Origin of the sequence: Paeniroseomonas aquatica (assembly GCF_030409335.1) — a bacterium.
Classification (GTDB): Bacteria; Pseudomonadota; Alphaproteobacteria; order Acetobacterales; family Acetobacteraceae; genus Belnapia; species Belnapia aquatica.
In genome coordinates, this window is the sequence record NZ_JAUFPN010000205.1 from 41,213 (window position 1) to 61,788 (window position 20,576).

The following is a 20,576-nucleotide window of genomic DNA, read 5'->3' on the forward strand; positions in this document are numbered from 1 at the left end:
GGGCCTGGCTGGCCCCATCCCACCATCAACTGCCATGCGGGGCTGCCATCGTGAGCGATGACGACGAGGATCCGATCTTCCAGCCCAACCCCTTCCTGCAGGCCGGGCTCTCGGTACGGATCATGGACCTCTCGGGCGCCAACGGCGCCGAGCCGGTCGAGACCGTGACCGGCTTCCGCACCCTGGAACACGCCAATGCCTTCGCCCGCCGCTACGTCCGGGACAGCGTCGAGCGCTGCCGCGCCCCCGGCCTCAAGCCGGAGGAGGTGATGTCCACCTGGTTCGCCTTCGGCGAGGATGCCACGGTGGAGGGCGCCGGCGAGCATGCCTGGACCAGCGGCAGCGAGCTGGCCGATTTCGCCGGCCAGCCGGTGCGCGACGCCGAGGATCGAAACTGGCGCGCCCTCGACCCCCGCCGCGACGAGGATGACGCGCCGCCCGGGGATCCGGCGGAGGAGGAGGGAGAGTGACCCGCCACGCGGTCCGCTGCGGCGACTACGCCGACTTCGGCGATGCGGAGGAGGAATGGACCGTCGAGGGCTTCCCCAGCCCGGAGGCCGCCGCCGAATATGCCCGCCGCTTCGTCCGCGCCCAGATCGAGGATTTGCGGGCCGAGGCCGGCACCGCCGAGGAATTGAGAGCCATGTACTTCCGCTTCGGCGAATACGCCTTCGCCGCGGGGCTCGACCACGCGGCCTGGGTCGCCCATTGCATCGCGACGCCGGCCGGCCGCAAGGCCGAGGTCGACTATGCCGCGGCCGAGCCGCGGGGGCGGGCGTGATGAAGCTCCGCTTCGCCCCGTCGCCGACCGGCCTGCTGCATGTCGGCAATGCCCGCGCCGCCCTGGTCAATTGGATGTTCGCCCGGCAGCGCGGCGGCACCGTGCTGCTGCGTCTCGACGATACCGACCTCGAACGCTCCAAGGCCGAATATGCCCAGGCGCTGGAGGAGGATCTGCGCTGGCTGGGCCTCGACTGGGACGAGAGCTTCCGCCAGTCCGACCGGCTGCCGCTCTATGCCGCCGCCGCCGAGCGGCTGAAGGCCAGCGGCCACCTCTACCCCTGTTTCGAATCCGAGGACGAGCTGCGGGTGAAGCGGGAGCTGCGCCTGAAGCAGGGCCGCCCGCCGCTCTATGACCGCGGCGCCCTGAAGATGACGCCGGAGCAGTTCGCCAAGGCCGTCGCCAACGGCAAGTCGCCCTATTGGCGTTTCAAGCTGAACAACCGCACGGTGGAATGGCAGGACGGCGTGCTCGGCCGCCGCGGGGTGAAGCTGCCCAGCCTGTCCGACCCGGTGCTGATCCGCGCCGACGGCTCGCCGCTCTATACCTTCACCTCGGTGGTGGACGACCTCGACAGCAGGGTCACCCACATCATCCGCGGCGAGGACCATGTCACCAATACCGGCGTCCAGCTCGATATCTGGGAAGCCCTCGCCGGGCCGAAGGACATCCGGGCCACGGCGCTGTCCTTCGCCCATCTGCCGCTGCTGACCGATGCCGATGGCGGGCCGCTGTCCAAGCGCCTCGGCAGCCTCTCGCTCCGCCAGCTCCGCCGCGACGGGGTGGAGCCGGCGGCGCTGGCCGGTTACCTCGCCGCGCTCGGCACCTCGCAGGACCCGGTGGTCGGCATGCCGGCCGCGCTGGTCCCCGGCTTCGCGCTGACCGCCATCTCCCACTCGCCGGCCCGCTTCGACGTGCAGCAGCTGCTGGCGCTAAACCGCAAGCACCTGCATGCGGCTCCTTTCGAGGCGGTGCGGGCGCATCTGCCGGAGGGCGCCGACGAGGCGTTCTGGCAGGTCGTCCGCGGCAACCTCGATTTGCTGGGCGAGGCCAAGGGCTGGTTCGAGGTCACGAACGGCACCGTGGTCCCGCCAGTCCAGCCGGGCGAGGCCGAGTTCCTCCACGCCGCCCTGGCCGCCCTGCCGGCCGAGCCCTGGGATGCCACCACCTGGGGCGCCTGGACCGAGGCGTTGAAGGCCGGCACCGGCCGGAAGGGCAAGGCGCTGTTCCTGCCGCTGCGCCTGGCCCTGACCGGGGAGGACCATGGCCCCGACCTCAAGGCCCTGCTGCCGCTGATCGGCCGGGAGCGGGCGGCGCTGCGCCTCAGGCTCGGCGCCGAGGCTTGAGTTTCCGCCCCCAAGCTGCGTAGAATGTCAGCCATGTTCCAGGGCTGTCGCTGCCGCTGCTGATCTCACCCCGCGCGCGGGCCTGACCCGCGCGCCCAGCCGCGTGCCCGTTGCGACCAAGCGCCATGGATGCCCCGATGCCCGACCTTCTGCTCCACAATAGCCTGACCCGCGCCAAGGAAGCCTTCGCGCCGATCGACCCCGCGCATGTGCGGATGTATGTCTGCGGCCCGACGGTCTACGACCTGGCCCACCTCGGCAATGCCCGGCCGGTCATCGTCTTCGACCTGGTCTTCCGCCTGCTGCGGCGGCTGTATCCGCGGGTCAGCTACATCCGCAACATCACCGACGTGGACGACAAGATCAACGCCCGCGCGGCCGAGAGCGGCGAGCCCATCGCCGCCATCACCGCCCGCACCACGGCGGATTTCCACGCCGACATGGAAGCGCTGGGCAACCTGCCGCCGACGGCCGAGCCCCGCGCCACCGCCGCCATCGCGCCGATGATCGCGTTGATCGAGAAGCTGATCGACCGGGGCCATGCCTATGCGGCGGAAGGCCACGTGCTGTTCAGCGTGGCCTCCTACCCGGAGTACGGCGCCCTCTCCGGCCGCACCCCGGACGAGCTGGTCGCCGGCGCCCGCGTCGAGGTCGCGCCCTACAAGCGCGACGCCGGCGACTTCGTGCTGTGGAAGCCCTCGGACGAGGCGACCCCCGGCTGGGACAGCCCCTGGGGCCGCGGCCGCCCGGGCTGGCACATCGAATGCTCCGCCATGTCCTGGCAGGCGTTGGGCGAGGTCTTCGACATCCACGGCGGCGGCCACGACCTGCTCTTCCCGCACCACGAGAACGAGGTGGCGCAGAGCCGCTGCGCCTTCGGCACCGCCGCCATGGCCACGACCTGGCTGCACAACGGCATGCTGCGGGTCGGCGGCGAGAAGATGTCGAAGTCGCTCGGAAACTTTTTCACGGTGCGAGATATCTTGAAGCTCGGTTCGTGGGCCGGCGAGGCCTTCCGCCTGTTGGTCTTGAAGACGCACTACCGACAAGATCTGGACTTCAATTTTCCCTTGCTTAGAGAGGCCAAGGCCGAGCTCGACGACGACTATGCGATGCTGGCCCGCGCCGTGACCGCGCCCGACCTCGAGGTGCCCCGCGCCGAGATGGTGGCCTGGGCGCTGGAGCCGCTGCACGACGACCTCAACACCGCCCTGGCGCTGACCCGGCTGCGCGACCTCCGGACGCTTGAGAATGTCGCCAGCGTCGGCGGCAGCGCCGCGACCGTGCTCGCCCGCGCCGGCAAGCCCTGGCCGGTGGTCCCGGGCCTCGCCGCCAGCGCCTTCCGCGAGGTCGCCGGCGTGCTCGGCCTCGCCGCCTCCGAGCCGCAGGCCTGGCTGCGCGGCGGCGACGACCACGCCTGGGTCGAGGCCGCCATCGCCGCCCGCCTCGCCGCCCGCAAGGCGCGCGATTTCGCCGAGGCCGACCGCATCCGTGCCGAGCTGACCGCCAAGGGCATCATCCTCGAGGACGGTCCGCAGGGAACCACCTGGCGCCGCGCGTGAGCCAGACCGCCGAGGATTGGATGGATGCGCTCAAGCGCATCGCCCTGACCGACCCGAAGCGGGCCTGGCTCCGCGCCCATCTCGACGCGCCGGACTGCACCGCGACCGAGGCAGCCCTGGCCGAAGCCGCCGGCCAGCCCATCGGCGACTACCATGCGCTGGCCGCCGAATTTGCCGTGGCACTGGACGTCGACCTGCCTTCGCCGCCGATCGCGTTGCTGGCCGAAAGGGCAGGGGAGGCTTGGCGCCTCCGCACCCCGCTCGCCTTCGCGCTGGGCATCCACCGCGTGGTGCCGGATGCCTGGACCCGCGGCGGCAAGGAGGCGGCCAGGCTGCAGCCGGCGCCGGGCGAGAGCCCCATCGTCGTGCTGGTCCGGCCGCAGCTCGCCGAGAACATCGGCACCACCGCCCGGGCCATGGCCAATGGCGGGCTGTTCCACCTGCGGCTGGTGGCGCCCCGCGACGGCTGGCCGCAGGACCGCGCCTGGCGCACCGCCTCCGGCGCCGACGCCATCCTCGAGGCCGCCGAGGTCTTCCCCGACGTCCCCAGCGCCCTCGCCGATTGCCACCGGGTCTTCGCCACCTGCCCGCGGCCGCGCCACATGATCAAGCCGCTGCGCACCGCCCGCGCCGCCGCCGAGGATACCCGCGAGATCAACGGCCGCGGGTTGCGCTGCGCCGTCATGTTCGGCCCGGAACGCGCCGGCCTCGAGGCCGAGGACATGGCGCATGCCGACACGCTGGTCCGCTACCCCCTCAACCCCGCCCACATGTCGCTGAACCTGGCCCAGGCGGTGATGATCTTCGCCTATGAATGGTGGACCGCGACCGAGCCGACCCCGGCCCGCAAGCTCATCACCAACGGCACGCCGGTGGCGACCAAGGGCCTGCTCGAGGCCTTCCTCGACCGCCTCGTCAGCGAACTGGATGCCTCCGGCTTCCTCGAGCCGGAGAAGAAGCGGGCCAACATGGTCCGCAACCTGCGCCATTGGTTCGAGCGCGGCGAGGTGACCGAGCAGGAGCTCCGCACCCTCCATGGGGTGGTGACCGAGCTGTCGGTCGGCCGGATGCGGCGCGGCCGCCCCGATTAGCGCGGCGTGGGCGCCAGCTTCTTCGCCAGCTTCCGCGCCAGGGCGTAGCCCAGCAGCCCGGCCACAGGCCCGGCCGGCAGCACCAGCAGCCAGCCGACATGGACGTTGTTCACCACCAGCCCCAGCCCGACGCCGAGCATCAGCCCGCCGACCAGGCTGCCCACCACCCCCGCCGTCAGGCCGAGCACCAGGATCTCTTCGCGTGTCACCATGCCCGGGGATTAGGCGCCGGTGGCGCGGTTTGACAAGCCACCGGCTGCCTTCTATAGGCCCGCCTCTTCCTGGGAACGTGGACGCGGCTTCGGGCCGTGCGCCCGTCCTTGCCTGTTCGGGGCTTGGGCCTACCGGGACAACATTGCGATGAGGGGCCGCACCGGCAAACCGGCACGGCACAACGAACCGTATGACCAAGCGCGCTGAATCCAAGTACAAGATCAACCGCCGCCTCGGCGTCAACCTTTGGGGCCGCGCCAAGTCTCCGATCAACAAGCGTGAGACGATCCCCGGCCAGCACGGCGCCCGCCGCAAGCAGAAGCCGACCGACTTCGGCGTGCAGCTGATGGCGAAGCAGAAGCTCAAGGGCTACTACGGCAACATTGGCGAGAAGCAGTTCCGCAAGTATTACGAGGAGGCCGTGCGCCGCAAGGGCGACACCTCCGAGAACCTGATCGCCCTGCTCGAGCGCCGGCTGGACTGCGTCATCTACCGCATGAAGCTGGCCGTCACGCCCTTCGCCGCGCGGCAGTTCGTCAACCACGGCCATGTCACCATCAATGGCAAGCGGCTCAACATCCCCTCCTACCAGGTCAAGGACAACGACCTGATCGAGGTGAAGGAGAAGTCGAAGCAGCTCACCGCCGTGCTCGATGCCGCCCAGAGCGGCGAGCGCGACGTGCCGGAGTACCTGGAGATCGACCATCGCGCGATGCGCGGCCGCTACCTCCGCGCGCCGAAGCTGGCCGATGTGCCCTATCCCGTGCAGATGGAGCCGAACCTGGTGGTCGAGTTCTACTCCCGCTAGATCGGCCGCACCGCCGACCGGACAGCGCCGGCCCCGCAAGGGGCCGGCGTTTTTCGTTTGGCGGCCCGGCGCCTCCGGGCCATCTCGGCGGCATGCGCCTGCTCAACCTGCTCCTTGCCGCCCTGCTGCCGGTCGCCGGCGTCCTTTCCAGCCTGCTCGGCATCGGCCATCCGCTCTGGGCCATGCCGGGAGTGCGGACGCTGGTGGTGCCGGCGCCCTATGCCTTCAGCATCTGGGGGCCGATCTTCGCCCTCGCCCTGGCCTGGGGCTTCTGGCAGGCGCGGCCGGCGCAGCAGCGGGCCGAGCCGCGGGTGGCGCGGCTGCGCGGACCGGCGGCGGCGGCCTTCGCGCTGATGCTCGCCTGGATGGTCGCGGCCCAGCTCACGCCCAATGGCTGGCACCTGCTGGCCATCATGCTCGCCCTGCTGGCGGCCGCGCTGCTGGCCTGTACCCGGGCCGTCGCCTTGCCGGCGGCCACCGCCGGCTGGCGCTGGATCGTCAGGCCGCTGTTTGGGCTGCTCGCGGGCTGGATCTCGGCGGCGGCGGTGGTGAACCTCTCCGGCGCCGCCGCGGCCGAGGGCTTCGCGTGGTTCGGCATCGCCCCCGGCTTCGTCGCCATGGGCCTGGTGCTGGTCGCCGCCTGGATCGCCACCGCCGTGCTTCGCCGCACCCGTGGCGACCGCTGGTACGCCGGCGCCGTGCTCTGGGCGCTGGCCGCCATCGTCGTGGCCCAGGCGGCCGCCCGGGCGCCGGACCCGGCCGTGGCCCTGGTCGCCGGCCTCGGCATGGTCATGGTCGCCGTGGCCAGCTTCCTCGCCGGGCGGCAGCCGCCCGAGGGCTATCCCGGGTAGGCGGCGAAGGGCCCGTGCAGCGGCCGCGGCAGCAGCGGCATGGCATGCGCCGCCGCCAGCAGCAGCGCCCGCTTCGGCGAGGGCGCCGCCGCCACCGAGGCCCGCAGCCGCTCCAGCCCGCTGGCCCGCTCGCCGTGGCGGATCAGCTCCCGCCCGACGATCCAGGCGTTCTCCGCCTCGGCCCGCCGCCGCATCCGGGCCAGCCGCCCGGCGCCGAGCCGGTCCGCCAGTGCCGGGTTGCCGTAGATTGCTGCCATGGCCGGGGCGAAGGCCGCCGGATCATGCGCCATCCGCCGGTAGGCGCTGCCCTGGCGTTCCCGCACGTAGAGCAGCGGCTCGGTCCCCTCGATCGCCACGAAGGGGCCCTGCAGCGCCAGCCGGATCCAGTATTCCCAATCCTCGCCGTAGCGCAGCTTGGCGAGGAAGGGTCCGGCCCGCAGCAGCGCATCCCGCCGCAGCAGCAGGTGCCCGCCGTTGACGAAGAGGTTCTGGATCAGCAGCCGCTCCAGCAGGTCGCCGCTGGCGAAGGGGCCGGCCTTGCGGCGCAGCGGCAGGTCGTCGGGCACGGCGGTCTCGGCCATGACGGCATAGGCGCCATAGGCGCCCACCGCCTGCGGCATCCCGGCCAGGGCGGTCACCATCCGCTCCAGCGCATCGGGGGCCAGCCAGTCGTCGGCATCGAGGAAGACCACCGCCTCGCCGCGGGCTTCCGCCATGGCCCGGGTGCGGGCGGCCGAGACGCCCTGGTTGTCCTGCCGCAGCAGCCGCAGCCGCGGGTCCTGCCGGGCGGTGACCTGCTCGGCGGTGCCGTCGCGCGAGCCGTCGTCGACCACCAGCATCTCCCAGTTGGGATAGCTCTGGGCCAGGACGCTGTCGACCGCCGTGCCGATGAAGCGGGCGACGTCATAGGCCGGGGTGAGGATGGAGACGGCGGGCGCCGGCGTTGCCAGGTCACGGATCATCGCGCGGGGGTGCCATGGGCTGGGGTTGTGGTGGGGTCACGGGCGCGTGCTGCCGGGGTGGGGGCGGTCGGCCATGAAAGGCCGAAAGGGGCTTTGCCCCTCTCGGGCTCTCCCGACCAAAGGCCGAAGGGCCTTTGGAAACCAAGGGGTTAACACCTGGGCTGCAAAGGGCCTCGGCCCTTGGTGGAGGCGCTTAAGGCGGCGAAGCCGCCTCAACCTTTCCTTCAACACTGCGTCACAGGTAGACGCCCTTCATGCCCCCTGCCGGATACCGCGTGCCGGCGGCCGCGCCTGCCGGCACCGCGGCGCCGATCCGCGCCACCTCCTCGGCGCTCAACGTCACCGCCAGCGCGCCGAGGTTCTCCTGCAGCCGCGGCAGGTAGCGGGTACCGGGGATGGCCACCACATCCTCCCCCTGCGCCAGCAGCCAGGCGAGGGTGAGCTGCGCCGGGGTGCAGCCCTTGGCCGCCGCCATCGCCTCCACCTGCGCCGCCAGCGCCCGGTTGGCGGCGAAATTCGCCTCCTGGAAGCGGGGATGCGCGGCGCGGCGGCCGTCGACCTGGGCGAGATCCCGGATCGCCCCGGTCAGGAAGCCGCGGCCGAGCGGGGCATAGGCGACGAAGCCGATGCCGAGCGCCCGGGTGGTGGCCCGGGTCTCCTCCGCCTCCTGCCGGTACAGCAGGGAATACTCGGTCTGCACCGCGGCGATGGGATGGGTCGCATGCGCCCGGCGGATGGTCTCCGGCGCCGCCTCGGACAGGCCGAGGAAGCGCACCAGGCCCCGCTCCACCAGCCGCGCCATGGCGCCGACGGTCTCCTCGATCGGCACCCCGGGGTCCACCCGGTGCTGGTAGTAGAGGTCGATCACCTCGACCCCGAGCCGCTCGAGCGAGGCCTCGCAGGCCGCCTGCACATGCGCCGGGGAGCCATCGACCCCGTTCGGGCCGCCGGGGTTCCGGACCTGGCCGAATTTGGTCGCCAGCACGACCTGGTCCCGCAGCCCGCGCAGCGCCCGGCCGAGCACCCCCTCGTTGTGGCCCCAGCCGTACATGTCGGAGCTGTCGAAGTGGTCGACGCCGAGCGCGACGGCATCCCGGATCAGCGCCTCGGAGGCGGCATCGTCGGCATCGCCATAGACGCCCGAGAGCGACATGCAGCCGAGCCCGATGGTGCCGACCGCGAGGCCGCCGAGGTTGCGCTTCGGGATGGTCGCCATCGCTCTCTCCTGTCGGGTCAGGCGGCCCGCAGCACCCGCCCGGCCACCGCATCCAGCTTCGCCAGCATCGCCGGGTCGCGCTTCTCGGGCGCGGTGATCAGCGCATGGTCCAGCGCCCGGTCGCAGCCGGCCGGGCAGGGGCCGCGCGGCGCGGCCAGCTTCGGCACCACCGCCTTGACCAGCGCCCGCGCCTTGTCGGCATTGGCGAAGAGCACCTTCACCACCTGGTCCACGGTGACATGGTCGTGGTCGGGGTGCCAGCAGTCGAAATCCGTGACCATGGCGACGGTCGCGTAGCAGAGCTCCGCCTCACGGGCGAGCTTGGCCTCCGGCATGTTGGTCATGCCGATGACGCTGCAGCCCCAGGACCGGTACAGCTCGCTCTCGGCCTTGGTGCTGAACTGCGGGCCCTCCATGACCAGGTAGGTGCCGCCGCGGGTGACCGGCAGGGCGAGGCCGCGCGCCGCATCCTCGAGCGCATCGCCGAGGCGGGAGCAGACCGGATGCGCCACCGAGACATGCGCGACGCAGCCGCAGCCGAAGAAGGATTTCTCCCGGGCGAAGGTGCGGTCGATGAACTGGTCGACGATGACGAAATGCCCCGGCGGCAGCTCCGCCTTCAGCGAGCCGACGGCCGAGAGCGACAGGATCTCGGTGACGCCCGAGCGCTTCAGCGCATCGATGTTGGCGCGGTAGTTCAGGGCCGAGGGCGGCGTCGGATGCCCGCGGCCGTGCCGCGGCAGGAAGACGCAGCGCACCCCGCCGAGCCGGCCGAACAGCAGCTCGTCGGAGGGATTCCCCCAGGGCGTCTCCACCTTCCGCCACGCACGGTCTTCCAGGCCGTCGATGTCGTAGAGGCCGGAGCCGCCGATGAGGCCGATGACGGGTTCGATAAGCGCGGACATGCGGTGCTCCTGCGGGCGTTCAGCGGCTTTTGGAACACGGTGGCGCCGGGATCAACCGCAGGCGGCGGCAGGGCGATGGCCAGTGCCGGCCGGAGCGCGCATCCTGGCCCGGTGCCGCGACTGGGCGGGACGCCTGACCGGAGCCCGCCATGATCCCCCGACTTGCCCTCCTGCTGCCCCTGCTGGGGGCCGCCCTGCTCGCCTGTTCGCCGACCGTCGCCCCGGTCGAGAGCAGCCGGGTCGAGCGCGGCACCGCGCTGCCGCCGCCCGGGCTTGCGGCGCCCCGCTGAGCCGCCCGCCCGGCCGACGCCGGAATTGAAAGGAGCCGCCCGAGGGCGGCTCCTGCCGATAATGCGGTGCCGGCGGGGCTAGTGGACGTCCGCCCAGACCTTGCGCTTCACCGCATAGGCGAGGCCGCCCAGCACGGTGAGGAAGAGGATGATCTTCACCCCCATCGCCTTGCGCTGCTCGAGCTCCGGCTCGGCCGCCCAGGTGAGGAACTGGGACACGTCGCGGGCCATCTGGTCGATGGTCGACTTGGTCCCGTCGTGGAATTCCACCTGGCCGTCGGAGTTCAGCGGCGCCGGCATGGCGATCTGGTGACCCGGGAAGTACTTGTTGTAGTGCATCCCCGCGCCGAGCTGCATGCCGGCCGGCGGCTCCTCGTAGCCCACCAGCAGGGCATGGAGGTAGTCCGCCCCGCCCTCCCGGGCCTTGGCGATCACCGACAGGTCGGGCGGATAGGCGCCGTTGTTCGCCGCCCGGGCCGCCTTCTCGTTGGGGAAGGGCGCATGGAAGCGGTCCGAGGCCCGGCCCGCGCGCTCGACGAACTGGCCCTCGTCGTTCGGCCCGTCCATCACCTGCACGGTGGCGGCGATGCCGGCGACCTCGTTCTCCGACAGGCCGAGGTCACGCAGGTTGCGGTACGACAGCTGGTGCATGCCGTGGCAAGAGGAGCAGACCTCCTTGTAGACCTGGAAGCCCCGCTGCGCCGAGGCGCGGTCGAAGTGGCCGAACAGGCCATCGAAGGAGAAGCGGGTATCCGGCAGGTGGATCTCCCCGCCGGCGGCGAGGGCCGGGGCCTGGACCCCGAGGCCGGCCACCAGGCCGGCGCCGAGAACCAGGGCCTTCAGGCTGCGAAAACCGACCATCAGGCCTTCTCCATCGGCTTGCTCATGGCGCCGGCGGGCAGCGGCCCGCCGCCGCGCAGCACCGGAAGCGAGATGCTCTCCGGCAGCGGCAGCGGCCGCTCCAGCCGCCCGAGCAGCGGCAGGATCACCAGGAAGTACAGGAAGTAGTAGGCCGCCGCGACGCGGCTGATGGTCACGTAGGGCTCCTCGGCCGGCTTGCCGCCGCACCAGAGCAGCACGAAGAAGGAGACCACCCAGACCGCGAAGAAGGGCCGGGCCAGCGGGCGGAAGCGCATCGAGCGCACCGGGGAGGTGTCCAGCCAGGGCAGCACGAAGAGGATGGCGATCGAGCCGAACATCATCAGCACGCCGCCGAGCTTGTCCGGCACCGCCCGCAGGATCGCGTAAAAGGGCAGGAAGTACCATTCCGGCACGATGTGCGGCGGCGTCACCAGCGGGTTGGCCGGGATGTAGTTGTCCGGGTGGCCCAGCGCGTTCGGGAAGAAGAACACGATCAGCGCGAAGACCGCGAGGTAGGCGACGATGCCGACGCTGTCCTTGGCGGTGTAGTAGGGGTGGAAGGGCAGGGTGTCCTGCGGCCCCTTCGGGTCGATGCCGAGCGGGTTGTTGGACCCGGTGATGTGCAGCGCCGCCACGTGCAGGAACACGACGCCGAAGATCACGAAGGGCATCAGGTAGTGCAGGCTGTAGAAGCGGTTCAGGGTCGGGTTGTCGACCGAGAAGCCGCCCCAGAGCCAGGTGACGATGGTCTCGCCCACCAGCGGGAAGGCGCTGAAGAGATTGGTGATGACGGTCGCGCCCCAGAAGGACATCTGGCCCCAGGGCAGCACGTAGCCCATGAAAGCGGTCGCCATCATCAGCAGGAAGATGACCACGCCCAGCATCCAGAGCAGCTCGCGCGGGGCCTTGTAGGACCCGTAGTAGAGGCCGCGGAAGATGTGGATGTAGACCACGATGAAGAACATGCTGGCGCCGTTCGCATGCGCGTAGCGCAGCAGCCAGCCGTAGTTCACGTCCCGCATGATGCGCTCGACGGAATCGAAGGCCATGCCGGTATGGGCGGTGTAGTTCATCGCCAGGAAGATGCCGGTGGCGATCATGATCAGCAGGTTGATCATGGCCAGCGCGCCGAAATTCCAGAAGTAGTTGAAGTTACGGGGCGTCGGAAACGTCCCGTACTCCTTCTGCATCATGGTGAAGATCGGCAGACGGCTGTCGACCCAGCGGATGACCGGGTTGGCGAAATCGCTCTTGTGAAGGCCGATGGACATCGATGGCTCCTCAGCCGATCCGGATCTGCGTATCGGAGGTGAAGGCGTAAGTGGGCACCGGCAGGTTCAGCGGCGCCGGCCCCTGGCGGACGCGGCCGGAGGTGTCGTAGGCGCTGCCGTGGCAGGGGCAGAAGTAGCCGCCGAAGGGACCACGCTCATCGGTCGCCTTCTGGCCGAGCGGGATGCACCCCAGGTGGGTGCAGATGCCGATCAGCACCAGCCACTGGTCCTTCTTCACCCGGTCCTGGTCGGCCTGCGGGTCCTTGAGCTCGGACATCGGCACGTCGCGCGCCGCCTTGATCTCGGCCTCGGTCCGGCTGCGGACGAAGACCGGCTTGCCCCGCCAGACCACCGTGATGGCGGCGCCGGCGGCGATCGGCTTCAGATCGACATCGGTGGTCGAGACGGCGAGCACGTCCTTCGCCGGGTTCATCGAATTGATGAACGGCCAGACCATGGCGCCGACGCCCACCGCGGCGAAGGAGCCGGCCACCAGTTGCAGGAAATCCCGGCGGGTTTCGCCGTCCTGCGGCGCCCCATGCTGCGGCGCCGTTGGCGCCAGACTGTCGGCCATGCCTCATCGTCCCTGATCGCGGCCACGCCATCATCCCGGGGCGGGACGGGCGGGGGCCGATATGCGACTGCTGCGGCGAGGTTCCACCAGCCCGGCCAAGGCCGAACCTGCGCTCCCTCACGCGCCGCGCCGCATATAAAGGTACGCTATGCGGGGTGGCAATCCGCCGGGGCCGCAATCAAGCTGTATCTTTCCGGCGGCCTTCGCCCCGGCCAAGCCCGGCGGCCGCCGCCACCCCCGGAGGATCGCGTGACCAAGCCCCAAGAGAGCCCATCCCCGGCAGCCCAGGGTGCCGCCCCCATCGGCCCCCCCCCTGGCGACCACCGCCTCGCCGCCCCGGCCCGGGCCTGGTTCGAGGAATTGCGCGACCGCATCTGCAGCGCGTTCGAATCCCTGGAGGACGCCTGCGACACCGGTCCCCACGCCGGGATGCCGCCCGGCCGCTTCATCCGCACCCCCTGGCAGCGGGATGGCGGCGGCGGCGGCACCATGGCGGTCATGAAGGGCCGGGTCTTCGAGAAGGTGGGCGTCAACTGCTCCACGGTCCACGGCGAGTTCTCCCCGGAGTTCCGCGGCAACATCCCGGGCGCCGAGGCCGACCCGCGCTTCTTCGCGACCGGCATCTCGCTGGTCGCCCACCTCCGCAGCCCCCGCGTCCCGGCCGCCCACATGAATACCCGGTTCCTGTCGACCTCCCGCGCCTGGTTCGGCGGCGGCGGCGACCTGACGCCGATGGCCATGGACGCGCCCGAGTCGCTGGCCGATGCCGCCCGCTTCCACGCCGGCTTCAAGGCGGCCTGCGACCGCCACGACCCGGCCTACTACCCCCGCTTCAGGCAGTGGTGCGACGAGTACTTCTACCTGCCGCACCGCGGGGAAACCCGCGGCCTCGGCGGGATCTTCTACGACTGGCTGGGCGACCGCACCCCGGGGCACGGCGCCGATGCCGACTTCGCCTTCACCAAGGATGTCGGCCTCGCCTTCCTCGAGAGCTACGCCGGCATCGTCGCCGACCGGATGCGCGAGCCCTGGACGGCGGCCGAGCGGGAGCACCAGCTCATCCGCCGCGGCCGCTACGTCGAGTTCAACCTGCTGCACGACCGCGGCACGCTGTTCGGCCTCAAGACCGGCGGCAACGTGGAGGCGATCCTGATGTCGCTGCCGCCCGAAGCGAAATGGCCATGAGAAGGACCGATAAGCCATGAAAGCCATTTGGTACGACCGCCAGGGACCCGCCGCCGAGGTCCTCACCTATGGCGAGCTGCCCACCCCGACGCCCGGCCCGGGCGAGGTGCTGGTCCGCCTCGCCGCCTCCGGCGCCAATCCCTCGGACTGGAAGTCGCGCAGCGGCAAGGGCCGGCCGATGGCCTTCCCCCGCGTCATCCCCCATAGCGACGGCGCCGGCCAGGTCGAGGCGGTGGGCGAGGGCGTCCCCCGCCAGCGGGTCGGCCAGCGGGTCTGGATCTGGAACGGCCAGTGGAAGCGGCCCTTCGGCACCGCCGCCGAATACATCGCGCTGCCCTCCGAACAGGCGGTGCCGCTGCCGGAGAACCTCGGCTATGCCGAGGGCGCCTGCCTCGGCATCCCGGCGCTGACGGCGCTGCATGCGGTGCTGACCGATGGCGGGGTCACCGGCCAGCGGGTGCTGGTCACCGGCGGCGCCGGCGCGGTCGGCCATTACGCCATCCAATTCGCCCGGCTGCTCGGCGCCGCCCAGGTCATCGCCACCGTCAGCGGCGAGGCCAAGGCCGCCCATGCCCTGGGCGCCGGCGCCGACTTCACGGTGAACTACCGCATCGAGGACACGGTCGAGCGCGTCACCGCCCTGACCGGCGGCCAGGGCGTCGACCGGGTGGTCGACGTCGATCTCTCCGGCACCGCGCCGCTGCTGCCGGGCCTGCTGGCCCCGGGCGGCATCTGCGCCGCCTATGGCGCCAATAGCGGCAGCTCCACCATCAACTTCGGCGCCGCCATCATGAAGGGCATCGCGGTCCGCCACTTCATCGTCTACGAGCTGAGCGCCACCCAGCGGGCGACCGCCATCGGCGCGCTCACGCCCTGGCTGGAGCGCGGCATGCTGACCCATACCATCGCCGCCCATGCGCCGCTGGCGGATTGCGCCGCGGCGCATGATGCGGTGGAGCGTGGCGCCTATATCGGCAACCTCGTGCTGGACGTCTGAGCCGGGACCAGCCGCGCCTGGATCGCCGCCAGCTTCTCCGGATTGCGGATGATGTAGATGGCGGCGATCCGGCCATCCCGGATCTCCAGCGCCGTGGTCTGCGCCAGCCCGTCCGGCTCCAGCGTGACGAAGCCGGGCAGGCCGTTGATCCGCCCGAGGTGCAGCAGCGGGGCAGGGGGCAGCTGCCCCTTCCGCGCCAGCCCGGCGAAGAAGCGCCCGACCTTCGCCTCGCCGAGGATCGGGTTGAGCGCCGCGGGGCGGATGCCGCCGCCATCGGTGTGCAGCACCACGTCCCGCGCCAGCAGCGCCCGCAGCCCCGCCTCGTCCCCGCCGCGGGAGGCCGCGAGGAAGGCGCCGGCGATCCGCCCCGCCTCCGCCTCGCTCACCGCCTGGCGCGGCACCGCCTCGCCCAGCCGGGCCCGGGCCCGTTCCGCCAGCTTGCGGCAGGCCGGCTCGCCGCGCCCCAGCAGGGCGGCGAGCTCGGCGAAGGGCGTCTCGAACAGGTCGTGCAGGATGAAGACCGCCCGCTCCGCCGGGGAGAGGCGCTGCAGGGTCAGCAGGAAGGCGACCGAGAGATCCTGCGCCTGGACATGCGCCGCCTCCTGCGGCGGCGCCTCCTCCGCCAGCAGCGGCTCCGGCAGCCAGGGGCCGACATAGCGCTCCCGCCGCACCCGTGCGGATTTCAGGTGGTCCAGGCTCAGCCGGGCCGCCACCTTCAGCAGCCAGGCGCGCGGCAGTTCCACCCGGCCGCGGTCGGCGCCGTGCCAGCGCAGGAAGACCTCCTGGGCGATGTCCTCCGCCGTCGCCAGCGACCCGGTCATGCGATAGGCGAGGCCGATCAGCTCGGCGCGGAGCGGGGCATAATCCGCGACCGCATCGGCCTCGCCCGGCATGCTCAGGCCGCCTTGCCGGCTGCCGCCGCGGCGGGCACCGCCCGGAAGCCGATCGCCAGGCGGTTCCAGGCATTGATGGTGGCGATGAGCAGGGAGAGCTTCACGATCTCCTCCTCGGTGAAATGCGGCAGCAGCCCGGCGTAGTCCGCATCCGGGGCATGGGTCTCGGCCACCAGGGTCAGCGCCTCGGTCCAGGCCAGCGCGGCGCGTTCCCGCGGGGTGTAGTGCGGTGCCTCCCGCCAGGCATCGAGCAGGAAGAGCCGCGCCGGCGCCTCCCCGGCCTTCAGCGCATCCCGCGTATGCATGTCGATGCAGAAGGCACAGCCGTTGAGCTGCGAGGCGCGGGTCTTCACCAGCTCGATCAGGCCATGCTCCAGCCCGCTGGAGACCACCGCCTTCTCCAGCGCGAGCATGGGCTGCAGGGCCTTGGGGGCGGCGGCGAAGTAGTCGAGGCGCGGCGTCATGGCGTTCATCCTGGGCAAGGGGTTCGGCCATAGGACGAGGCAGCGGCCGCCATTGTGACAGGACCCGGCCGCGAAAGCGCATCCATCGCCCGCGGTCGGCAGGCAAGGGCATGCTTGCAATTCCCGAAGGATCCGCTATAGGAAATATATCCTCAATATGCCCGTCGGCGCGACCGGCCCTGCCAGGGCCCGGGCCCGCCGGATGCGCCCGCATGACAGCCGTCTCAGGCGCAACGCCTTGACCGCGGCCGATATTCTGGCGGAAAGCGGCCGAAAATTGAGGGAAATTGAGCCGAATTTAGTGAAATTGAGCGGAATTTAGCAAGATTGAGCGACAGGCCTGCAGGCCCGCCCCGGCATCTTCCACCCGTGCCGATCCGGGCCCATCCTCACGGGCAAGACCTGAACCAGGCCGGGAGAAAATAGTCATGATCGATCGTCGCACCCTGTTGCGGGGTGCCCCCCTGGCCGCGGCCGCGCTGGTCGCCCCGGCGCTCGGCCAGTCCTACGGGGATTGGCCCAACCGTCCCATCCGCGCCATCATCCCCTGGCCCCCCGGCGGCTCCACCGATGTCCTGGCCCGGCTGGTCTGCGAACAGCTCGGCACCCGCCTCGGGCAGAATTTCGTGCTGGAGAACCGCCCCGGCGCCGGCGGCAACATCGGCATGGACGCCATCGCGAAATCCGCCCCCGATGGCTATACCCAGGGGCCGGCGACCATCGCCAACCTCTCCATCGCCCAATTCCTCTATGCCAAGCTGCCCTTCGACCCGGAGAAGGACTTCTCCGTCATCTCGATGCACTGGGAGCTGCCCAATGTGCTGGTCGCCCCGGCGCAATTCTGCCCGGCCAATACCGCGCAGGAATTCATCGCCTGGGCCAAGTCGCGGCCCAACGGCGTCAGCTTCGGCAGCCCCGGCGTCGGCACCACGGCGCACCTCTCGGGCAGCATGTTCTGCGACCGGCAGAAGATCGACGGCCAGCATGTGCCCTTCCGCGGCGCGGCGCAGATCATCCCGGCCATGCTCTCGGGCGACCTGACCTTCGCCCTCGACAACCTCGCCAGCTACATGCCGGTGATCCAGGAAGGCCGGATGAAGGCCTTCGCCGTCACCAGCCCGGAGCGCTGGCCCTCCCTGCCGCAGATCCCCACCATGGCGGAGGCGGGCATCCCGGATTTCGTCGTCACCTCCTGGTGCACCTGGGTCGGCCCGGCCGGCATCCCGCGCCCGATCGTCGACCGGGTGAATGCCGCGCTGAAGGACGTGGCGGCCGACCCGGCGATGCAGGCCCGCTTCCTGCAGACCGGCGCCAAATGCGTCTGGAGCACGCCGGAGGCCGCCAGCGCCTATGCCGCCAGTCAGCGGCCGATGCTGAAGGAGATGGTCCGCATCTCCGGCGCCCGCATGGAGTAGCGGCGGCTCACCGGGTGCCGCCTTCGGCACCCGGTGCTGGCGTCAGGATTTTTCCTTGGGGTCGTGGACATGGTGGCGGTCGCGCTCGCCGCCGCCGCCCGAGACCCGGCTGCGATCCGGGTTGGTCGCCTCGCCCGGCGCAGGGCCATGGTCGTCGCGGTCGCGGTGGGCCGCGCCATGCCCGCCGCCCTGATGGCTGCTGCCCGGCCCGCCCTTGTCGCGCCGGACCTCGTGCTCGCCGCGTTGCTGCGTCATCTCACCGATCCTGCTGATAGCCCTGGTTGGTGGTGTTCTGCTTGATGTCGCCCTGGCGGCCCTGCTGGGCCAGGTTGCGATCCTGGCCGGACTTGTTGGCCTCGGCCTCCTGGGCGGAGAGGTTGCCGTCCTTGCCCTGGGCGCCCGGCCCATGCGGGGTGCGATTGGCCGGCGGCACCGGCGGCAGATGCGATTTCGTCGACATGGCCTTGCCTCCCTGTTGCGACGGGCCCGGCTCAGCGCCCCGGGCACCGCCCATCGAACGTCCCGCCGCATGAAGCCGTTCCCCGGCCGGGGCCGGGGTCTTTCATTCACCTCCGCTTCGCCCCATACCCCGGGAATGTCCGCATCCCCCGCCGAGGCCGCACCGGGCCGCCAGGCCTGGCTGAACAGCCTCTTCGTCGACCATTCCCTGCTGCGGCTCGGCTGGCGCAATTGGGGGGTGGTTTCGCCGGGCCGGCTCTATCGCTCGAACCACCCGCTGCCCTGGCAGCTGCGGGCGGCGACCCGCCGCCTCGGCTTGCGGACGGTGATCAACCTGCGCGGCGAGCGGGTGGATTGCGGCTCGGACCGGCTGGCCCGGGCGGCGGCCGCGGAGCTCGGCCTGGTGCAGATCGACGCCCCCTTCGAGAGCCGCGGCGCCCCGCACAAGGACCGCATCCTGCGCCTGGCCGAGATCTTCCGCGGGCTGGAGGAGCCGGCGCTGATGCATTGCAAATCGGGCGCCGACCGCACCGGCCTCGCCGCCGGGCTCTGGATGCTGCTGCAGGGCCGCCCGCCGGCCGAGGCGCGGGCCCAGCTGACCTTGCGCCATGGCCATATCCGCCAGAGCCGCACCGGCATCCTGGACGCCTTCTTCGCCGCCTATGCCGCCGCCCATGCCAGGACCGGCAAGCCCTTCCTCGACTGGCTGCAGGAGGACTACTCGGAGGAAGCGCTGCGCCGCGGCTTCCAGTCCCAGGGCTGGGCCGACCGTCTGGTCGACGGCGTGCTGCGGCGGGAGTGAGCTAGCCCAGCAGCCCGAGGCGCACCGCCCACTGGTGGATGCGCCCGACCAGCAGGTTGCACAGCACCGTCCGGGTCAGGTGGAAGCCCAGCACCAGCGGCACGCCGAGCTCCAGCGCCTTGGCGGTCAGCGCCATCTCCGGCATCCCGCCCGGCGCCATGCCGAGGATCATCGCCGCGCTCGGCAGCCCCGCCAGCCGGCCGATGCCGACCGCCAGCAGCGTCAGCAGCACCGACAGCACCCCGGCCGAGATCATCGAGGCGATCGCCAGCCGGCGCGAGGAGAGCAGGAAGCTGCGGGTCAGCCTTGTGCCGAGCGAGGCGCCCATCGCCACCTGCGCCGCGTCCACGAGGCCCGAGGGTACGCCGGAGGGCAGGTGCCCGGTCGCCGCCAGCGTGATGCCCAGCGCGCAGGGCCCGAGCATCCAGGGGTTGGCGAGCCCCAGCAGCCGCAGCGGCCAGGCCGCCAGCAGCCCCGCCGCCGCCATCAGCGCGAGGCCCGGCCACCAGACCGCCACCCGGGCGCCGGTGAAATCCGAGAAGTCGCCATGCGGCGCCAGCCAGCCGAGCAGCGGCGGGAAGGTCAGCACCACCACCAGCACCCGCATGGTCTGCGCCAGGGTGACGGTGGCGACGGAGGCGCGGGCCTCCTGCGCCAGCACCGCCATGACGATGACCCCGCCGGGCACGGCGCAGAAGAAGCCGGTCTGCAGATCCGTCCCGGCCAGGCGGGTGAAGAGCGGCGCCACCACCAGGCCCGAGAGGATGGCGAGCACCCCGCAGGCCAGCATCACCGGCAGCGCCGCCGTCACCGCCGCCAGCACCGGCCCGGTGAAGGTGCTGCCGAGGCCGAGGCCGAGGAAGACCAGCCCGGCCGGCCGGGCCCAGCCCGGCACCGCGACCGGGCGGTGCCAGGCCAGCGCCGCGGTCGCGGCCATGGCGCCGATCATCCAGGCCAGCGGCACGTGCAGCAGGTGCATGGCCGCGCCGCCGAGCGCGGCGGCCGCCATGGTGAGGCACGAAATGCGGAGCTGGGGGGAGGGGGGCGAGGGCGACAAGGCTTGCAGCCTCGCGCCACAAATTCTTTGCGTCAAACCGCGCCGCTTAAGGCTTGCTTCACCCGGGCCGCGATAGTGTCCGATCAACCGCCATGATAGCCACCAGCGCCACCCCCCCGACCGCCAGCCGCAGCCCGGAGCCCCTCCACGGGAGCGCCTCCGCCGCTGGGCTGCTGCCGCAGCCGGACGCCAGGCCGAAATCGGCCGAGGCCGGTGCGGCGCCGGCCTGGCCCAACCCGAGCCTGCGGTTGGACCCGGCCCTCGGCATCATCGTCATGGAGTTCCGCGACCGCAGCGGCAGCGTCGAAACGACCTTGCCGACCGAGCGGGAGCTCGAGGCCTATCGCTCCGCTGCCACCCGGGGCCATCGGGAAGCGGCCGGCCTCAGGGCTTCGCCCAGTCCTGGTCAGGCCCCTTCCGGTCCGGCCCCTTCCGGCCTGGCCGAGGCCGAGCGGGCACATCCCGAGCAGACGCCAGCCCGGACCGCGCCGCCGCCGCCGGCCCGCCCGGCCACGCCGCCGCCCGCGCCGCCGCAGCCCGCCCTGGGCGCCTGACGTCCCCGCCGGCGCCGGC

The 20,576-nt window shown here is 71.7% G+C and carries 25 protein-coding genes; 13 read left to right on the top strand and 12 right to left on the bottom strand.

Features of this window, described 5'->3' with window-relative positions:
- The first annotated feature begins 50 nt into the window (after window positions 1-50).
- The 5 genes from QWZ14_RS28035 to QWZ14_RS28055 all read left to right on the top strand — a co-directional run bounded on the left by QWZ14_RS28035 (window position 51) and on the right by QWZ14_RS28055 (window position 4,780).
- Window positions 51-470, top strand: a complete 420-nt coding sequence (locus QWZ14_RS28035) for a hypothetical protein (RefSeq protein ID WP_353959353.1) — start codon at window positions 51-53, stop codon at window positions 468-470.
- On the top strand, window positions 467-781 hold the full coding sequence (locus QWZ14_RS28040; RefSeq protein ID WP_290320351.1) for a hypothetical protein: 315 nt from the start codon (window positions 467-469) through the stop codon (window positions 779-781). The genes QWZ14_RS28035 and QWZ14_RS28040 overlap by 4 nt, the downstream gene beginning before the upstream one ends.
- Window positions 781-2,127: a glutamate--tRNA ligase gene (gltX, locus tag QWZ14_RS28045; RefSeq protein ID WP_290320352.1), complete on the top strand. Its 1,347-nt coding sequence runs from the start codon at window positions 781-783 to the stop codon at window positions 2,125-2,127. Before QWZ14_RS28040 ends, gltX begins: the two co-directional genes overlap by 1 nt.
- A gap of 137 nt (window positions 2,128-2,264) precedes the next feature.
- Window positions 2,265-3,689 carry a cysteine--tRNA ligase gene (gene cysS / locus QWZ14_RS28050; RefSeq protein ID WP_290320353.1) on the top strand — a complete coding sequence of 475 codons (1,425 nt, stop codon included), beginning with the start codon at window positions 2,265-2,267 and terminating at the stop codon, window positions 3,687-3,689.
- A 332-nt stretch (window positions 3,690-4,021) separates the two neighbouring features.
- Complete coding sequence (locus tag QWZ14_RS28055; RefSeq protein WP_290320374.1) at window positions 4,022-4,780, top strand: RNA methyltransferase; 759 nt, start codon at window positions 4,022-4,024, stop codon at window positions 4,778-4,780.
- Here QWZ14_RS28055 and QWZ14_RS28060 read toward each other — a convergent pair.
- Complete coding sequence (locus QWZ14_RS28060; RefSeq protein ID WP_290320354.1) at window positions 4,777-4,992, bottom strand: hypothetical protein; 216 nt, start codon at window positions 4,990-4,992, stop codon at window positions 4,777-4,779. The two genes, QWZ14_RS28055 and QWZ14_RS28060, sit on opposite strands and share 4 nt — an antisense overlap.
- Window positions 4,993-5,183: 191 nt before the next feature.
- Here QWZ14_RS28060 and rpsD point away from each other — a divergent pair, with 191 nt between their 5' ends.
- Window positions 5,184-5,801, top strand: coding sequence for a 30S ribosomal protein S4 (rpsD, locus tag QWZ14_RS28065; RefSeq protein ID WP_290320355.1), 618 nt, complete (start codon window positions 5,184-5,186; stop codon window positions 5,799-5,801).
- Window positions 5,802-5,893: 92 nt separating this feature from the next.
- Window positions 5,894-6,652, top strand: a complete 759-nt coding sequence (locus QWZ14_RS28070) for a hypothetical protein (RefSeq protein ID WP_290320356.1) — start codon at window positions 5,894-5,896, stop codon at window positions 6,650-6,652.
- Here the strand turns inward: QWZ14_RS28070 and QWZ14_RS28075 are convergent.
- The 3 genes from QWZ14_RS28075 to QWZ14_RS28085 form a co-directional block, all read right to left on the bottom strand.
- A complete protein-coding gene (locus QWZ14_RS28075; RefSeq protein WP_290320357.1) occupies window positions 6,640-7,614 on the bottom strand; it encodes a glycosyltransferase family 2 protein in 975 nt (324 codons plus the stop codon). The two genes, QWZ14_RS28070 and QWZ14_RS28075, sit on opposite strands and share 13 nt — an antisense overlap.
- Before the next feature lie 235 nt (window positions 7,615-7,849).
- Window positions 7,850-8,830 (bottom strand): aldo/keto reductase, encoded by a 981-nt coding sequence (locus tag QWZ14_RS28080; protein WP_353959354.1) that lies wholly within the window; start codon window positions 8,828-8,830, stop codon window positions 7,850-7,852.
- Window positions 8,831-8,847: 17 nt separating this feature from the next.
- Window positions 8,848-9,735 carry an S-methyl-5'-thioadenosine phosphorylase gene (locus tag QWZ14_RS28085; RefSeq protein ID WP_290320358.1) on the bottom strand — a complete coding sequence of 296 codons (888 nt, stop codon included), beginning with the start codon at window positions 9,733-9,735 and terminating at the stop codon, window positions 8,848-8,850.
- Window positions 9,736-9,884: 149 nt separating this feature from the next.
- Here QWZ14_RS28085 and QWZ14_RS28090 point away from each other — a divergent pair, with 149 nt between their 5' ends.
- Window positions 9,885-10,025, top strand: coding sequence for a hypothetical protein (locus QWZ14_RS28090; RefSeq protein WP_290320359.1), 141 nt, complete (start codon window positions 9,885-9,887; stop codon window positions 10,023-10,025).
- A 78-nt stretch (window positions 10,026-10,103) separates the two neighbouring features.
- Here the strand turns inward: QWZ14_RS28090 and QWZ14_RS28095 are convergent, their stop codons facing one another.
- Genes QWZ14_RS28095 through petA form a run of 3 tightly spaced genes read right to left on the bottom strand, consistent with a single transcriptional unit; the run spans window position 10,104 to window position 12,731 of the window.
- Window positions 10,104-10,886, bottom strand: coding sequence for a cytochrome c1 (locus tag QWZ14_RS28095; RefSeq protein ID WP_290320360.1), 783 nt, complete (start codon window positions 10,884-10,886; stop codon window positions 10,104-10,106).
- Window positions 10,886-12,157: a cytochrome b gene (locus QWZ14_RS28100; RefSeq protein WP_290320361.1), complete on the bottom strand. Its 1,272-nt coding sequence runs from the start codon at window positions 12,155-12,157 to the stop codon at window positions 10,886-10,888. The genes QWZ14_RS28095 and QWZ14_RS28100 overlap by 1 nt, the downstream gene beginning before the upstream one ends.
- Window positions 12,158-12,167: 10 nt before the next feature.
- Entirely contained in the window at window positions 12,168-12,731 is a 564-nt protein-coding gene (gene petA, locus QWZ14_RS28105; RefSeq protein WP_290320362.1) for a ubiquinol-cytochrome c reductase iron-sulfur subunit, read from the bottom strand.
- 249 nt (window positions 12,732-12,980) lie between these two features.
- On the opposite strand from petA, the gene hemF reads away from it, so the two are divergent.
- A complete protein-coding gene (hemF, locus tag QWZ14_RS28110; protein ID WP_408903753.1) occupies window positions 12,981-13,916 on the top strand; it encodes an oxygen-dependent coproporphyrinogen oxidase in 936 nt (311 codons plus the stop codon).
- Between the two features lie 16 nt (window positions 13,917-13,932).
- Window positions 13,933-14,913 (top strand): NADPH:quinone reductase, encoded by a 981-nt coding sequence (locus tag QWZ14_RS28115; protein ID WP_290320363.1) that lies wholly within the window; start codon window positions 13,933-13,935, stop codon window positions 14,911-14,913.
- On the opposite strand, the gene QWZ14_RS28120 is transcribed toward QWZ14_RS28115, so the two are convergent.
- Together QWZ14_RS28120 and QWZ14_RS28125 are read right to left on the bottom strand one after the other, a co-directional pair.
- Window positions 14,883-15,806 carry a sigma-70 family RNA polymerase sigma factor gene (locus QWZ14_RS28120; RefSeq protein ID WP_290320364.1) on the bottom strand — a complete coding sequence of 308 codons (924 nt, stop codon included), beginning with the start codon at window positions 15,804-15,806 and terminating at the stop codon, window positions 14,883-14,885. The genes QWZ14_RS28115 and QWZ14_RS28120 overlap by 31 nt on opposite strands.
- A 2-nt stretch (window positions 15,807-15,808) precedes the next feature.
- Window positions 15,809-16,270 carry a carboxymuconolactone decarboxylase family protein gene (locus QWZ14_RS28125; protein WP_290320365.1) on the bottom strand — a complete coding sequence of 154 codons (462 nt, stop codon included), beginning with the start codon at window positions 16,268-16,270 and terminating at the stop codon, window positions 15,809-15,811.
- A 428-nt stretch (window positions 16,271-16,698) separates the two neighbouring features.
- Here QWZ14_RS28125 and QWZ14_RS28130 point away from each other — a divergent pair, with 428 nt between their 5' ends.
- Complete coding sequence (locus tag QWZ14_RS28130) at window positions 16,699-17,685, top strand: Bug family tripartite tricarboxylate transporter substrate binding protein (RefSeq protein WP_290320366.1); 987 nt, start codon at window positions 16,699-16,701, stop codon at window positions 17,683-17,685.
- 42 nt (window positions 17,686-17,727) lie between these two features.
- Here the strand turns inward: QWZ14_RS28130 and QWZ14_RS28135 are convergent, their stop codons facing one another.
- Window positions 17,728-17,940 (bottom strand): hypothetical protein, encoded by a 213-nt coding sequence (locus QWZ14_RS28135; RefSeq protein WP_290320367.1) that lies wholly within the window; start codon window positions 17,938-17,940, stop codon window positions 17,728-17,730.
- 1 nt (window position 17,941) lies between these two features.
- Complete coding sequence (locus QWZ14_RS28140; protein WP_290320368.1) at window positions 17,942-18,145, bottom strand: hypothetical protein; 204 nt, start codon at window positions 18,143-18,145, stop codon at window positions 17,942-17,944.
- Window positions 18,146-18,280: 135 nt separating this feature from the next.
- Between QWZ14_RS28140 and QWZ14_RS28145 the strand changes: the two genes are divergently transcribed.
- Complete coding sequence (locus QWZ14_RS28145; RefSeq protein ID WP_290320369.1) at window positions 18,281-18,946, top strand: tyrosine-protein phosphatase; 666 nt, start codon at window positions 18,281-18,283, stop codon at window positions 18,944-18,946.
- A gap of 1 nt (window position 18,947) precedes the next feature.
- Here the strand turns inward: QWZ14_RS28145 and QWZ14_RS28150 are convergent, their stop codons facing one another.
- Window positions 18,948-20,003: an AbrB family transcriptional regulator gene (locus QWZ14_RS28150; RefSeq protein ID WP_290320370.1), complete on the bottom strand. Its 1,056-nt coding sequence runs from the start codon at window positions 20,001-20,003 to the stop codon at window positions 18,948-18,950.
- A gap of 92 nt (window positions 20,004-20,095) precedes the next feature.
- Between QWZ14_RS28150 and QWZ14_RS28155 the strand changes: the two genes are divergently transcribed.
- Complete coding sequence (locus QWZ14_RS28155; protein ID WP_290320371.1) at window positions 20,096-20,557, top strand: hypothetical protein; 462 nt, start codon at window positions 20,096-20,098, stop codon at window positions 20,555-20,557.
- The last annotated feature ends 19 nt before the right edge of the window (window positions 20,558-20,576 follow it).

Coding starts and splice junctions, on each gene's coding strand:
- QWZ14_RS28140 (WP_290320368.1), bottom strand. CDS start 18,145: ATGTCGACGAAATCGCATCTGCCGCCGGTGCCGCCGGCCAATCGCACC.
- petA (WP_290320362.1), bottom strand. CDS start 12,731: ATGGCCGACAGTCTGGCGCCAACGGCGCCGCAGCATGGGGCGCCGCAG.
- gltX (WP_290320352.1), top strand. CDS start 781: ATGAAGCTCCGCTTCGCCCCGTCGCCGACCGGCCTGCTGCATGTCGGC.
- QWZ14_RS28115 (WP_290320363.1), top strand. CDS start 13,933: ATGAAAGCCATTTGGTACGACCGCCAGGGACCCGCCGCCGAGGTCCTC.
- QWZ14_RS28135 (WP_290320367.1), bottom strand. CDS start 17,940: ATGACGCAGCAACGCGGCGAGCACGAGGTCCGGCGCGACAAGGGCGGG.
- QWZ14_RS28130 (WP_290320366.1), top strand. CDS start 16,699: ATGATCGATCGTCGCACCCTGTTGCGGGGTGCCCCCCTGGCCGCGGCC.
- QWZ14_RS28075 (WP_290320357.1), bottom strand. CDS start 7,614: ATGATCCGTGACCTGGCAACGCCGGCGCCCGCCGTCTCCATCCTCACC.
- QWZ14_RS28090 (WP_290320359.1), top strand. CDS start 9,885: ATGATCCCCCGACTTGCCCTCCTGCTGCCCCTGCTGGGGGCCGCCCTG.
- rpsD (WP_290320355.1), top strand. CDS start 5,184: ATGACCAAGCGCGCTGAATCCAAGTACAAGATCAACCGCCGCCTCGGC.
- QWZ14_RS28060 (WP_290320354.1), bottom strand. CDS start 4,992: ATGGTGACACGCGAAGAGATCCTGGTGCTCGGCCTGACGGCGGGGGTG.
- QWZ14_RS28100 (WP_290320361.1), bottom strand. CDS start 12,157: ATGTCCATCGGCCTTCACAAGAGCGATTTCGCCAACCCGGTCATCCGC.
- QWZ14_RS28145 (WP_290320369.1), top strand. CDS start 18,281: ATGTCCGCATCCCCCGCCGAGGCCGCACCGGGCCGCCAGGCCTGGCTG.
- QWZ14_RS28155 (WP_290320371.1), top strand. CDS start 20,096: ATGATAGCCACCAGCGCCACCCCCCCGACCGCCAGCCGCAGCCCGGAG.
- QWZ14_RS28095 (WP_290320360.1), bottom strand. CDS start 10,886: ATGGTCGGTTTTCGCAGCCTGAAGGCCCTGGTTCTCGGCGCCGGCCTG.
- cysS (WP_290320353.1), top strand. CDS start 2,265: ATGCCCGACCTTCTGCTCCACAATAGCCTGACCCGCGCCAAGGAAGCC.
- QWZ14_RS28125 (WP_290320365.1), bottom strand. CDS start 16,270: ATGACGCCGCGCCTCGACTACTTCGCCGCCGCCCCCAAGGCCCTGCAG.
- QWZ14_RS28085 (WP_290320358.1), bottom strand. CDS start 9,735: ATGTCCGCGCTTATCGAACCCGTCATCGGCCTCATCGGCGGCTCCGGC.
- QWZ14_RS28070 (WP_290320356.1), top strand. CDS start 5,894: ATGCGCCTGCTCAACCTGCTCCTTGCCGCCCTGCTGCCGGTCGCCGGC.
- QWZ14_RS28080 (WP_353959354.1), bottom strand. CDS start 8,830: ATGGCGACCATCCCGAAGCGCAACCTCGGCGGCCTCGCGGTCGGCACC.
- QWZ14_RS28120 (WP_290320364.1), bottom strand. CDS start 15,806: ATGCCGGGCGAGGCCGATGCGGTCGCGGATTATGCCCCGCTCCGCGCC.